The 13,300-nt window shown below is 32.9% G+C and carries 12 protein-coding genes; 3 read left to right on the forward strand and 9 right to left on the reverse strand.

Features of this window, described 5'->3' with window-relative positions:
* Nucleotides 1-15 precede the first annotated feature (15 nt).
* The 3 genes from ACFO5U_RS02800 to ACFO5U_RS02810 form a co-directional block, all read right to left on the reverse strand.
* A complete protein-coding gene (locus ACFO5U_RS02800) occupies nt 16-870 on the reverse strand; it encodes a GIY-YIG nuclease family protein (protein ID WP_377276518.1) in 855 nt (284 codons plus the stop codon).
* 15 nt (nt 871-885) lie between these two features.
* The gene (locus tag ACFO5U_RS02805; protein WP_377276520.1) at nt 886-2,538 is read right to left on the reverse strand and encodes a competence protein CoiA family protein; all 1,653 of its coding nucleotides are present in this window, start codon (nt 2,536-2,538) and stop codon (nt 886-888) included.
* 272 nt (nt 2,539-2,810) lie between these two features.
* Nucleotides 2,811-3,707: a tyrosine-type recombinase/integrase gene (locus ACFO5U_RS02810; RefSeq protein WP_377276522.1), complete on the reverse strand. Its 897-nt coding sequence runs from the start codon at nt 3,705-3,707 to the stop codon at nt 2,811-2,813.
* Between the two features lie 160 nt (nt 3,708-3,867).
* Between ACFO5U_RS02810 and ACFO5U_RS02815 the strand changes: the two genes are divergently transcribed.
* Entirely contained in the window at nt 3,868-5,130 is a 1,263-nt protein-coding gene (locus tag ACFO5U_RS02815) for a hypothetical protein (protein ID WP_377276524.1), read from the forward strand.
* 230 nt (nt 5,131-5,360) lie between these two features.
* Here the strand turns inward: ACFO5U_RS02815 and ACFO5U_RS02820 are convergent, their stop codons facing one another.
* The 6 genes from ACFO5U_RS02820 to ACFO5U_RS02845 all read right to left on the reverse strand — a co-directional run bounded on the left by ACFO5U_RS02820 (nt 5,361) and on the right by ACFO5U_RS02845 (nt 12,104).
* Nucleotides 5,361-7,565: a DEAD/DEAH box helicase gene (locus ACFO5U_RS02820; RefSeq protein WP_377276526.1), complete on the reverse strand. Its 2,205-nt coding sequence runs from the start codon at nt 7,563-7,565 to the stop codon at nt 5,361-5,363.
* Nucleotides 7,566-7,569: 4 nt separating this feature from the next.
* Nucleotides 7,570-9,510 (reverse strand): site-specific DNA-methyltransferase, encoded by a 1,941-nt coding sequence (locus ACFO5U_RS02825; RefSeq protein ID WP_377276527.1) that lies wholly within the window; start codon nt 9,508-9,510, stop codon nt 7,570-7,572.
* A 402-nt stretch (nt 9,511-9,912) separates the two neighbouring features.
* A complete protein-coding gene (locus tag ACFO5U_RS02830) occupies nt 9,913-10,167 on the reverse strand; it encodes a hypothetical protein (protein ID WP_377276529.1) in 255 nt (84 codons plus the stop codon).
* Nucleotides 10,168-10,189: 22 nt separating this feature from the next.
* Complete coding sequence (locus ACFO5U_RS02835) at nt 10,190-11,086, reverse strand: acyl-ACP desaturase (RefSeq protein ID WP_377276531.1); 897 nt, start codon at nt 11,084-11,086, stop codon at nt 10,190-10,192.
* A 269-nt stretch (nt 11,087-11,355) separates the two neighbouring features.
* A complete protein-coding gene (locus ACFO5U_RS02840; RefSeq protein WP_377276533.1) occupies nt 11,356-11,646 on the reverse strand; it encodes a helix-turn-helix domain-containing protein in 291 nt (96 codons plus the stop codon).
* Nucleotides 11,647-11,651: 5 nt separating this feature from the next.
* On the reverse strand, nt 11,652-12,104 hold the full coding sequence (locus ACFO5U_RS02845) for a hypothetical protein (RefSeq protein WP_377276535.1): 453 nt from the start codon (nt 12,102-12,104) through the stop codon (nt 11,652-11,654).
* A 453-nt stretch (nt 12,105-12,557) separates the two neighbouring features.
* On the opposite strand from ACFO5U_RS02845, the gene ACFO5U_RS02850 reads away from it, so the two are divergent.
* A complete protein-coding gene (locus ACFO5U_RS02850) occupies nt 12,558-12,836 on the forward strand; it encodes an AbrB/MazE/SpoVT family DNA-binding domain-containing protein (protein ID WP_377276537.1) in 279 nt (92 codons plus the stop codon).
* A gap of 120 nt (nt 12,837-12,956) precedes the next feature.
* Nucleotides 12,957-13,172 carry a hypothetical protein gene (locus tag ACFO5U_RS02855; RefSeq protein ID WP_377276538.1) on the forward strand — a complete coding sequence of 72 codons (216 nt, stop codon included), beginning with the start codon at nt 12,957-12,959 and terminating at the stop codon, nt 13,170-13,172.
* Nucleotides 13,173-13,300 lie beyond the last annotated feature (128 nt).

Genomic DNA, 13,300 nt, shown 5'->3' on the forward strand with positions numbered 1-13,300 from the left:
CTTTCTATTCTTGTTTTAAATTCCTTTTTTTCTTTTCTCATCTAATCCTTCCCAAAACAGCCATCCATTTTGAGAATGTCCCGAACATAGAACTGCTGGCGTGCTTGGGCTATTGAATTCTACATCATCAATTAATTTCGCAGATTTTTCATCTACTTTAATTGCTTTTCCAGATTCAATAAATTGATCATATCGTCTTCTTGAACGTTGGTAAAAGTTGCCCCCATCGCTCCACCCTTTTGTGCGATCTAAAGGAGCTTTAATCAATGAGTTCGCTTGAAGTATATATTTTCCGTCTTGTAATCGAATCGATGCTTGGTGAGGAGAACGTGCCAAAAACACTTCATCTGCCTGGCTCTTTTCTTCTATAGAAATGCTTGGTTTAAATGAAATCCCCATAGCCTCCAATAAGAATTGGATTTGGGAAGCAAAGGAACTTAAAGTGGATAGGTTAAACATATTTACATTAGGGACTACTGTGCGCAAATCTTGATTTTCTAAGCTATACTGAGTTTTGGAAAATGCTTGAATAAAGTAATACTCTAAGTAATCAATGCTTAATTTATCAAAACTATTGTTATCAGTGACTAATAGAATGCCAAATTGCCAAAAGTCTTTATCACGGAGGTGTGATTTAATCCGCTTAATACCATTTACAGATTGTCCTATATAGACACTTGATTCTTCCGTTTCTGAAAACAGAAAATATACTGCATGATTGTTTGCGTAATCCAATGTTTCAACTTTGCTTAATTGACTTTTTGTGAAATAGAATCCTCGTATCTGACTTGTGGGGTCTTGGAAAATACGCAAGGACGTTGCATGGTCTGTATCTGGAAAATAAAGCATTAAAGTTCGATTTGTCATCATTAATTAGATACCTCTCTATTCTACGATGATAAAATTACTTTTTATCTTTAGTTCTTTCTTAATTAGTTTTTGATAATTAGCTAAGAAGTCTCTAATTGGAACTTTCAATATAGACTCTATATTATCTGTAAATTCGACTTGTTCATTTTTCAAAATGTCCATTATCATCTGAATAGAGACAGTCCATTCTTCGAGGTAATAATTCTCTTCTAACCATTTTAAAATAATAGTTCTCCATACACGATTCGAAGATTTTATATAACTAGCGCCCTCTATGCGGGTCGTTTGCATTCTTTCCAGTAGTTCTTTGTATTTTTTTTCGGGAACGTGCTGGGCTAAGTTGTGTGTACGGCTCCTGTTCATTTCATAAAAGATTCGGCGAAATTTCTCATCTAGTTCTTTCTCTTCTGGACTTGAAGCAGTAGAGACTGAAACTTTTTTAAAAGTAGATTCAGGTGCTTTGTTATCAGAATTAGCCCCCGACAGATTTTCTCTGTCCTCTATTACTTCTGAAGCAACAGCAGCCTTTTTTGCACTTTCTTTATCTTCAATCCATTGGAGAAGTTCCTTCCTTTTCTCTTCTTTAAGAAGCCGTATTTCTTTTTCTCTATCCTTTCTGGCTTTTCTTTCTCTTGCTTCTCTGATTTTCCTCTCTTTTTCTTGTGCCATTTCCCTTTCTCTTGCTACTCTTTCTCTCTCTTCTTTTTCTCTTTTTATTTCCATCTCTTGAGAGAAGTTTTCTTTAAAAGTCTTTCGGAAAGAAATCTCTTGCTCTGGATTTCTTAGCAAAAATGCTTCGTTTTTGATTTGTAAGGCTTGGCTGAATGGTATTCTTGAAGTTTCTCCTATTAAAAAACCTCGGTAAATTTCACCTTTTAAATCATCGATGAATCGAAAAACACGAATATAATTCCTGTCTTCAATTTGAGAAATATAATAGATACTCTTCATTTCAATTTCACGATTCGGATTCCATTCGGTTGTTGTATACCCTAGCACTTTAAATAGTTCTTCTCTATTTGTATAGGTGGCTATATCCTGCTTCCAAGTAACATCCTCTCGGCTGATATGTGAACTCAACCATTCGATTTTCCACATCACAATACTGTTCTTTGCTGTTTCTGTCGCGAAATTTGCTTTATCAATCAGCCAAAGTGGAATTAACCCATTTTCACTAAAGTATTCGTGTCTTGCTTTGAAATTACGACTATGTTCTTTACTTTCATGCTCTTTCAAATCGGTTAATACCGTGATAGCCCATTCTTTCTTTCCTATTTTTACATAGAGATCTGGAAAGTGTTTAGTGAACTGTGGAACACGATAGCCTTCTTTTATTTCAAGTAAATCTTTTCCGACTGCTGCTGTTACTAATTCGTCCTTTATCATACTTACTAATACGGGATGTCTAAAGGATTCACGTTGAATTTGTTTTTGATATTGGCGATATGAAGCCTCTACTTGCCTAGATTCTACACAAGCTAAGTTTGGCGGATGGGCGAAATAGGTTCCCCTTTTATCTCCTGATTTGACTCTTAAGGAAACTTCACAGTACGGGCAAATATATAAATTCTTTTCTGCTAGTTTTTTTAACTGATCAACTGGATACTTCTCCTTTAATGAATCAATAAATTCTTCTGTATTATCCCCTTTGTTTATAGCAAAATTCATCTTTTCCCCTACTTTTCTTTTTCTTTCAGTAAATTCTTTGTTGTCTCTTATTTATTGTACCTGAAATTACCAATAATTTTGATTACATAATTTTTTCTTATAAAAGAACGAGTACAATACCATCACCCACGTCAGTAAGTGTTGTGAATCAGGTATTTTACGACCGGTAGTTAAATATTTATATTTTTTCTTTGCAAAGAGAAAAGGACAGCTGTAAAAAATACAGCTGTCCCTTCCTATCTTACTTTCTTAAATTCATTTTGATGCTGTGTTTATAAATACTTATCAATGGTTCCTTCAGATACTGTAAGATAGTGCTGAACTAACGTTTCAAGTGATTGATGGCCTGTTTGCTGCGCGATAGTTGATATATCTGCACCTGCTGCGTGCATCGCTACCACTTGGCTTTTTCGGAAATTGTATCCAGTAAGCCCTGTCCAACGCTGCAAAAAACTATAGTACCCGATTTCGGTGATTGCTGTGCTTTCATAGCGTCCATTCTTATACACCCTTCCTACAAAGTAATTGTCTGCTTTAAGATGGTATTCACGTATATAAACGTTGATTGCATGGATAACTTCCGGCGTGAGCCGCTTAGTATGCCATCTTTTTTGCTTCTTCAAATAAACATGCACGCATTTGTTTTTCAAATCGAAATCGTTTATTTTTAACCTCACCATTTCGCTTGGTCTGTTAGCGGTTACTAGATTAACTAGACAAATCGCCTTTGCTCTTATCGGGAGACGATTGACCATATCTGTTAACTCTTTCTTATCAATGGCTGACTTTCCTCGAACTTGAATCAAATGAGCGTATTGATCTTCCTGATACATTTTCCGTATGCCTGAAAGCTCGTATACCACTCCAGCTTCTCCTTTAAATTCTATTTTATGAATGACATTTAAGTACTTTCGAATAGCTGCTAATCGGCGTTCCCACGTTGTTTTCTTAATTTGTTGTTCGGTCAGGGAGATGTATAAATAATCAAGCATCGCCTCTGTTCCAATTATTTGTCCAGTACTGCAGCAGTATTCTTTGTACCTCCGAATATCTCCGGCATATTGTTTAGGAATCTCCTCCATCTTTTTTTCAATATACACTTTTCTCTCTCTATATCTCTTTTGGGTTTTCAAAGAATTTAATGAATTGACGATTTCAAAATCTGACATATTTCCATCCTTTCAGCTTAGTAGCTTTAATTTCTCATGTATACTTAACTTAAGTTTCTACAATTTAATTTATAGAAGTAATATAAAGTTAGAGGTAAATAGCATATTCTATAAACCTGTATACCAAGAGAAACCGTGAAGAAAGATTGGAGTGAAAAGAGTGGAATTTATAATCGGGGTTCTTATTCTATTATCGATTGTTTTTGCAATTCTCTATTTCAATAAAAAAAATACATTTCCCGATAAAGAGGAAAATTATTCTACTGCTACAACTAATGTAATTTCTAATGACACATACTTAACAGAAGATCAAATGCCATGGGAAATTTCAACTTTAAATAAGAGTGAAATCCAATCCTTTAATCCACAGAAGCCTCTCGTAGTAACAGATCAATTGAAAAGCTATATCGGGGAGATTATTAAATCTTCGTCTGCTGCCTCAGATCTCGTTCGAACAGAGAAGAAGGTTATTATTAAATTCAACAAAGAAGTGATGGATAAACTTAATAATGGAGAGCTTACAATTATGAAAAAAAGTGGGTCTCTTAATAAATTTAGACCGATTGCTGTGGATAGTAAACACAAAATTAGGGCGCATGGGTGGGCAGAAACCAAGGATATAAAAAAAATAAATCCAGCACAGCTAGTAAATGTCGCTTTTGGCGTTATGACTATCGTGACCTCCCAAGAACACCTTGATAAAATAAATAAGCAATTAAACACTATGAATAAAAAAATGGACACACTACTTCGCAAATATAATAATGATAAATTCGGATTTATACATGGAAGTATACGTTATTTGAAAGCTATTATGCCAAGTATCATTGCACAAGATAATCTGTCAAATACGTATTTCAAAAAAATAGAAGATATCTCTTCAGAAGCATATATTCAACTGGAATCAGTGTTAATGGAATTGAACATTTTAGTAACCGAAATTCCGAAATTTACAAATAATAAATTTAAAATAGATGAGAACATTGAAGGTGTAAAAAATCTATACCTCGATTTTGAAGAGCAATTACTAATCGGGTATGGCACCTTAGAATTAATTTCTGTTTGTTTGAAACTAGCGAGTGATTTTGATAGCAATAGTGAGGTCAGCCGCAATAAATTATCGGATATCGAAAACTTCTACGAAAAATTAGATAAATTAAATTCTCAATTTGAATCTTCGATTTCTGCAAAGACATTAGAACTTAATGCAACTTTTAGAAGGCGAAAAACCATTCAGACCAAAAAGGAAGAAATCAATAAACAGTATTTGTATCACCGTGAAATAATGGAATCACATCAATCTACTACTCAACAACACATCCATCAATTAAAAACGGGTGATGCCATTCCTTTAATTGGATCGTTAGATCTTCAAATCGAATATGATGAGAACGACAATCTAATTGCTGCCCACAGAATTTAAGCAAATTTTTATCTGTTTTTGCGCCTACAAAGAAACAAAAGAGGGGGATTTTTCCATCTACAACTGAAGGAAATATACCATCGTTGTCACTTTTCAAAATCATTCTTATGCACTATTTATGATAGATTGATTTTGAACAAAATTATGAGACAAAAAAAAGAGGCAAAGAAAAAAATTCTAACCTTCTTCTCTGCCTCTTATATACCATCGTTTTTGATATTCATGATTTTCTATATTGTATCAAGAAATTCAGTAAATAAAACCCAGCTATCACTCTGAATATCGTCATTGTAATTTTCATAACAAATAAACAATTCATTATTTGATTTGTCTTCTCTTACAATCCCTCCCTTTAAATTATGCCGTGACAAATAGGATTTTAATACGTTAAACTTTTTAGGAGTAAAAACATCGATATCTTCACTTTGCCCATAGCGTGAAAATCCGCCTTTTGTTTCTACAATTAATATTTGTCCGTTTACACAAATAACGTAGTCAGGATAGAAGGACTTTTGTTTATTGTTATTATCTAAATAAACTATAGCTAAGTACTCGCTTCCTTTATCTCCATTTTTATAAAACCATTCAACATTATGATTGAGTTCACATTCTTTCTCAAATAAACGCTCAGGAGTAGAACGCGGAACAGCAGAAGACAGATATCCTTCGTATACGTTTTTTTTGTACAACTTTTGCAATTTGTTTGATTTGTTATAAGTAAATCTAAATTCTAATGGAAGTTTTAATAGTTTGGATTGGGTCACAGGCAAAGATAATTGTGACTGTTGTGCATACTTTTCATTTGATAAAACATTTAAGATATCTCCATGCAACCGATAGAAATTATTAATGACGAACGTATATAACTGTTTTGTCTCTAAACTCAATATCTTATTTTCATAATGAGTAGAACGGTTGAATAGCCTTCGAACTATTGTATTCATATGATTATAGGTCAGCCCTAGTTTCATCCCTAAACGAGAAACTCTATTGTGATATTCTCTACTTAATTCCCTGGCTGAAGATCTATCTTTAAATGTTATCTTTTCTAATTGTTCTAATGATTCTTGGTTTACAGATGTTACATTACCTGTCACTACAGATTTAGTTATAAATTCATCAAAAATATATTTTCGATTCTCAAATATTTTTCTATTATCTGTTGTACGTGAGGTTACATTATATTCCTCTTGATAATATTTTTTAAGAATCAGTAACATCAACTTTGGGTCTTTAGAAGTTGGAATACCGACTTTTTCTTCAGTTGTAAGTTCGATATTACGATATTCTTCTTTTAAAAATATAGTGCTAGAATGAGAAGCACTGTCCCCTAAGTTTTCTTTTACGCCTTCTGTAAATTTTTCATCAAAGGTGTATAGGTAGCAAGAGTCTAACAATTCTTCATCATAATGAAAAAGTTCAGGCATTCTTCGAATTCTACCTATTGTTTGTATTTCAAAAACTTCATCAGAGTTATCGCGAAGCTTTACTAGAACTTGAGCTCTCGGACAATCCCATCCGGTAGCGACTGCTTGCTTTATAATAATAAACTTGGGGCCAGCTTCATTATGTTCTATATTCTCGAGGTTTTCTTTTTTATTATTTAACCAAACGGCCAACAAACCATTTTCATATGTAATGTTTTGGGTTTCTAAATAACGTTCAACATTTTCGAGCACCACATCATTATTATTTGGTAGTTGAACAATAACTAATGGGTTGACTTTTCTTTGGTTTTTGATAAAACTTCTTGCTAGCTCATTTTGTTTTTCGATGCCTTGCTGTAGTAAGAATTCTAGTGGATTTTCAATTTCAGGAAAATTACTAAAGTCTTCATTAATTACTAGCATTTTTTTTATGTAACCTTCTTCAATTACCTTACCTTCATCAACTTCAATTAACCTTGCCGATTCGTTAAATACAGGAGTCGCAGAAGTCCTAATAACTTTTACAGGTTTAAATAAATTTAAAATATCATCAGATTTCACAGTATCATTTTGATGTGATTCATCAATTACAACAACGAAGTTATTTTTCTCAATATGAGCTTTTCTTATTTTATCAATTAAATTATCTCTTTCATTTTGTTTAAGAGCGCTGTTTCCTTTTTTTGTAACACGCTCCCAATTGATAAAACAAAAATCATTTTCTTCGAACCCACTGGTTAAAATATCGTCAAGCAACTTGGTTTGTGCATTATGAACAAAGTAGTCCATCTTATTTTTACTTTGTTCTTCTAAATCCCCTTTACCAGGCGTGAACCATATAAAGATAGTTTTTAAATGTCCTTTAACATATTCATCCATAAAGTGCGTAAGCATTATTGTCTTGCCACTGCCAGTAGGGCTTTTAAAGACAATTTCTTTTTGATCTTCTTCCATTGCTTCAAGTAGATCACTAATAGCTTCAACTTGAAAATCCGCTAAAACTGTCATTATGTTACCTCCATAATTCATCGTAGTAATAATCTGGAATCGTTATAATTTCTATACCGCTAGCAGCTAAAATAGCTTCTTCTTCTCCACTTGGTAATACATCGTATCCTATATAGAGTTTCGTTACCTGAGGATGAGTTTTTATGTTTTTTACAAAGTCACTCAATATTTCATCTGTCAGAATTATAGAAACTGTATCATTCTGATTTAAATTTATTCCTTGCTCCAATTCAATCATGCCATTAATATGAGGTATTAATTCATCTATGAATTCGTAGTACATTCTATCTTCTATTGGAATATCGTTTATTTGAAAATATTTTAAGCTCCCTGCTATTCCCTCTATGTTTTCCTCTTTGCTATATTCTCCAAATAATTTAATATGTTCATCCTTGAATGTAGTAGTGAATTTATTGTAGTTCTCTTTTTCCTCTTGTTTAATTTTTTCTATAGTTTCAAAATGACGGTTCGCATTTTTAAAAGAAGTAAAATTTAATTTCAGCTTAAAAAGTTCTCGAACCTTCTTACCTTTGTACGTGTATCCTTGTAATACTTTTCTTACCCTTTCATAGGTCACTTCACGACAGATATCGCCTTCGTTGTTTGTACATAAAATAAAATTGTACTCTCTTTCTTCATCACGATTTAACTCTAATACAGCTTGAGCAGTTGTTCCAGAACCGGCAAAGAAGTCAAGAATAGTTGCTTCTTCTTTATTGAAGGTTGCTTGCTTAATCAAATATTTTATTAATTCTAGAGGTTTAGTAGTATCGAATACTTTTTTTCCATCGAACATTCCTTTGATTTCTTGAGTACCTGTAGAGGCTGTCCCTTTTGATAATAGCAACGAGTCAACTGCTGTAGAAGTTTCTTTTCCAGCAGGGATAACTTTTTTAACTACTCTTGACCCAACTTCACCTTCAATTATTAGTAAATCTGAATCTATTAACTCTTGAACACCGTAATAACCCTTTCTCCATCGACCATATTCATTATCTATATAGGGCAATATTGCTTCATATCCACGTTCTTCATAGCTTTGAACTAAAAGAGCAAGTTGATCGTCATTAAATAACGGTTCTGTTCCATCATCGTTATATAATTTTTTCACTTCTTCAAATGACGGTAATAAAAATTCTTTTTCTTTATAGAAAATAGGAAAGAACATAGTTTTTCTATCTTTTCTGTAAACATTCTGTCCCCACTGTCTTAATTGCTCTGTTCCATCTTTTTCAGAAACTTTAATATCTCCTCGAAAGTTTAAATGATTTATATTTCTTGCATAACACAATATATATTCATGTTGCATGGCTATATAACTATCATTCCCGCCTTTTCCACTTCTAGCTTTCCAAATAAATTCACCTACATAGTTTTTAGGATCAAAAATATCGTCACATAACATTTTTAGGGCGTGAAATTCAATTTCGTCTATTGATATTGCAATAAAGCCATCTTGTGTTAGAAGGTGCTTTGCCAATCGTAGTCTTTTATCCATAAAAGATAACCATTTACTATGTCTGAATCCATCATCATTGGCTACAAAAGAATCATCGTATTTGAAATCTTTATTTCCAGTATTGTAAGGCGGATCAATATATATCATGTCTACTTTGTTTTTATGGGTTTTATTAAGTAGAGATAAACTAACCAAATTATCTCCTTCTATTAAGTAATTTAATTTCCCATCATTGCTTATGGACAAATCTTCAATCTCTCTAAGATACGGAACTTTGGAATTTAATAATAAATCTTGATTTTCAATATGCTCTTCGAATATTAATCCGAATTTTTTAGAATAAGTATATTTTTCAATTTCACCTAAGTGCGCCAGTAATTCACTTTGCAATGACTTTTCTAAATCTGGATTAATTAATTTAGTTCTCAATTCATTTATATGGTTAAGAATTTCTTCTCTTTTTTGTTGAGAGATATTAGTACCCAATTGTATTCCTCCAAATCACATAGTATATTCTATTATACCTTTTTATAGTCGCCTTCTTAAAATAACTTTTATAAAATATGTTAATAAAGAAAATTGATATAAATAATCCTCTATGTCTATATCAATATTTCAGAACGTAAAAAGCCATCCTTCAAAGAAGATGGCTTTCCTTTTTCCGACTCTTGTATCCTCGGTTCCTCTTATATAATGAAGCAATTATTTATTCTTGCCGTGTTACTATCATTGGAACCTAGTTGGATTTTCTTTTCACCCATCCAAATTTCATCTATTTCACTAAAGTGATGCATCTTTAAAACATGACGTACTTGCCATACTGTTTTAAGAGAATCAATTTATTGCGCCTATGCTTTCAACTTAGGCTCAATAAAGATAGTTGAGTAATTAATTTTCGATTTCAAGAATAGCCTCGATTTCTTCTTGGACCTCTCTATTCACCAAAAGAGAACGTTTTTTTCTCAATTCAAGATCCATTTCTTTGTCAATGAAATTATTCGTATGTTTGTCAAAACAATCAAAACAAATAGAGTAAAAGTCTTTTTTCTCTTTCTTTAAAAAATTAAATTCCCACGTTTCAAGTTCCAAATAACTTACTTTATCTTTCGTTTCTTTTCCACATAATTCGCAAGTTGTTTTCATGATAAAAAACCCCTTCATACATCTACTTTTTATTTTTTCCTAGCTGGCGATCTTTAATTCTTTCTAAACGCCCATGATATTTCATTATATTCGCTTGTGATTGTTTGGCATCTTCGCTAGTAGGTTGCAAGTTGGCAATATCCCAGTATTTAATCACTACATCTAATACTTGGTCAAAGTATTGGAGTGGTCCATAATTCGTATCTATTGCAATGGTTTTCATTCTATCGCTAAAGTCTGGCATAACGGCACCTGGCATAGAGAAATTAATAATTACCTTCTCAAAAAAAACAAGGAAATTCGGATCAAGTTCAAGATGTGCTTTCACTGTATCGCGATAGAATGCATAATGAAGGGCTTCGTCTTTCGCTACACGTCGAAGTAATGTTGCTAAATCTTTATCGTAATCACCCGCTACCTTAGCTACATTATTATAAAAAACTAGTGTAGCTAACTCTTGCAAAGTAGTATAAGCCATTGTTGCTAGAGGATTCGTGAAATCTGGAAACCAACCACTTTCAACTACTCGTTTTCTTAATTGATGCAATCTTACGGGATCTACGTTTCGTGTCACCAATAAATACGTTTCAAGTAAGTTAGAGTGCTGGTCTTCTTCAGCCGTCCAAGTGCGTACGAAATCATTTATTACTTCCATTGAATTTTTAAACGTATAATCCAAATGCGAAGTATACCAAGGTAAATTTACTTCTGTAAGTAGTGCTGTTTCTACCGCAATAATTACACCCTCTGGAAGAGTTACTTGACTCTCCTCCCAAGGAACTCGTTTAAAGGACATGGCCTTGTCCCATGGAATAAATTCGTGATAGCTCCAGTCAATATTTGCAGAACGTTCCTTATGCAATTGATATAATTCTTTAATGCGCGGTTCTAAGCGTATATCCAAATCTGAATTTAACATTAGCTTTTCTCCTTTAAGTGTTTTTCTAACTTTAAACCATTTGAATTTTTTTAACAATTACAATTTTAGAACGTTGGTGTAACCCTCAAGTAGGATAGATCAATTTTTCACAAAATCGGTTTTTAACTTTTATTATTAAATATAGACCTCCCTCTATTAACTGTATTTATATAGAATAATTTACTTTTTAAAAAAATAAAAAAGGCTACTCCCGTAGCCTTTACGTGTTCTTACATATAGATCATGCTTTCAAAAAGCTAAACTTTCGCTTACTGATGTACGACATATTCTCTAGCAGGAGGAGTCCCATCTTCTTTTAGATTCAATGCTGTATACACTTTAATAAGTGTAGTTTGGCGTATCCCTGGGTCGCCACCTTCAATCCGGCAGATGGTTTTCTGAGTAACAGCAGCTTTATCAGCAAGTTCTCTTTGGGAAAACCCTAACTCCATCCGTCTTTTAAAAATGTTCCGACTCCGTTTATATTCAATACTTTCTAATGCTTCTTTTATTTCCTCATTCTGTATCAGACGGTTTCTTAAATCATTTAAAGTTGCCATTTTTCTCACCCCTCAAAGAAGTCTTTTTCTTGTTTCGTTCGTCTCACATAATCATATAGTTGTTTGGCTCTTCTCATATAAAAGTCTGTCATGTCGGGGTTTCCAAAGACTTTCGTAAACCCGTAAACAAATACATAACATGGCTCAGCCTTGTAGTAATAAGGAAAGTAAATAAATCGATGAAATTCAGCCCCATTATCGGCCTTCATTTCAAAAATTCGAGGTTCTGAAAGACGCTTAACCAACTCCACATCTACTTCTCTTCCACGAAAAGTGCGCTTTACCCGATAAGGCTCTGTTTCACCTAGTGGATACATGGATTCTGGTGCTTCTTCGAGATCCGCGAATCCCTGATAAATCAATATCCCGAGATTTGTGTCCTCGTTTGCCAGCTTTTCAATGAAAGGCAATACTTGCTGTTGGTTATCGATAGTTTTTGAAAAATAAATTTCTATCATATGTATTATAACTAAAATGACTTAAATTGTCTAACAGATGAAGTCATTTCATACTCCTTTCTCCACTCATTTTCCTTTTGCTGCCACTTTTTATTAGTATACTGCTTTTATATAATCTAAAGAATAGTTCTATAATTTAATAGATGCCAATCTAAATATACTCACTAGTATCTGCATTGGAGCTATAGTTTATTTATTAATTTTACTCGGTTGCATCTTTACATAAGTTATTTTCTTCGCTGGTTTCAAAAATTTTTGTTGGTATAGGATAAAGCAATAAAAGCTCCCCAAGTGCTTTATCTTAAGTATTCATGTTCTTCTATTACCTTGGATTTGCCCTCTTTTTGAAATCAGCTATTTGTACCTAAAAAACTTCAATTACCTAATAAAAAAAATTCAATTACCTAATAAAATGCTATAGTGTTACAAACGACTATTCAAAGGAGATATTACATGAAAAGTACAGGAATGGTTAGAAAAGTTGATCGTCTAGGACGTATTGTGACACCCATTGAACTTAGGAGAGCTTTAAATGTTACGGTGGGAGATGAGCTAGAAATTTTCGTTGAAGGCGAAAAAATTGTCCTCAGTAAATATACAAAAGAAAAATTTTGTGTAATCACCGGAGAAGTTATAGACGAAAAAACCGAATTGAACTATCTAAATGGAGCTTCTTTAAGTCCTAAAGGTGCTGCAATTCTCTTGAAAGAATTGCAGGATTATAGAAATTAGTTTATTAAAAAAAGAATGATTTGTATTTCACTCTCCCAAAATAATGTTCGAGTAATTGCTGATCATTATTCCCTTTTTTAAAATTAATAAATTTTAAGAATGAAAGTCGAGGTGACACTAATGAGATTCGATGCTTATTTTGAGCGTTTCGAATATATACTAGAATTAGAAATGCTTGGAGAATTAGAAGAAGGGGAAAAAGAGAAGCTAATGGCTGAATTATTAGAAGAAATTTGCAGAATTTTAGAATCACCAATTCATCTACAAACCTTACAATCCGATGAGGAAGAGAGTCTTATTGCATTGCGCACAAAGATTATCAGAAGTACCAGCTAAGTTCTAGCCTGATTTAAAAATTGATTGCTATAGAAAAACTAGTAAAAAAAGAAACAAACCGATTACAACTTCTCAACCTTACACGCAAAAAAAAAAAAAAGACGCTTGGTTTCCGCCAAGCGTCTTTT

This window comes from Planococcus dechangensis, assembly GCF_042654465.1.
In the GTDB taxonomy this organism is placed as follows: Bacteria; Bacillota; Bacilli; order Bacillales_A; family Planococcaceae; genus Planococcus; species Planococcus dechangensis.

Bases quoted from the DNA above. Each gene is read 5' to 3' on its own strand.
- ACFO5U_RS02800 (WP_377276518.1), bottom strand. From the start codon at position 870: ATGATGACAAATCGAACTTTAATGCTTTATTTTCCAGATACAGACCAT.
- ACFO5U_RS02810 (WP_377276522.1), bottom strand. From the start codon at position 3,707: ATGTCAGATTTTGAAATCGTCAATTCATTAAATTCTTTGAAAACCCAA.
- ACFO5U_RS02840 (WP_377276533.1), bottom strand. From the start codon at position 11,646: ATGGCAACTTTAAATGATTTAAGAAACCGTCTGATACAGAATGAGGAA.
- ACFO5U_RS02845 (WP_377276535.1), bottom strand. From the start codon at position 12,104: ATGATAGAAATTTATTTTTCAAAAACTATCGATAACCAACAGCAAGTA.
- ACFO5U_RS02850 (WP_377276537.1), top strand. From the start codon at position 12,558: ATGAAAAGTACAGGAATGGTTAGAAAAGTTGATCGTCTAGGACGTATT.
- ACFO5U_RS02835 (WP_377276531.1), bottom strand. From the start codon at position 11,086: ATGTTAAATTCAGATTTGGATATACGCTTAGAACCGCGCATTAAAGAA.
- ACFO5U_RS02805 (WP_377276520.1), bottom strand. From the start codon at position 2,538: ATGAATTTTGCTATAAACAAAGGGGATAATACAGAAGAATTTATTGAT.
- ACFO5U_RS02820 (WP_377276526.1), bottom strand. From the start codon at position 7,565: ATGACAGTTTTAGCGGATTTTCAAGTTGAAGCTATTAGTGATCTACTT.
- ACFO5U_RS02830 (WP_377276529.1), bottom strand. From the start codon at position 10,167: ATGAAAACAACTTGCGAATTATGTGGAAAAGAAACGAAAGATAAAGTA.
- ACFO5U_RS02855 (WP_377276538.1), top strand. From the start codon at position 12,957: ATGAGATTCGATGCTTATTTTGAGCGTTTCGAATATATACTAGAATTA.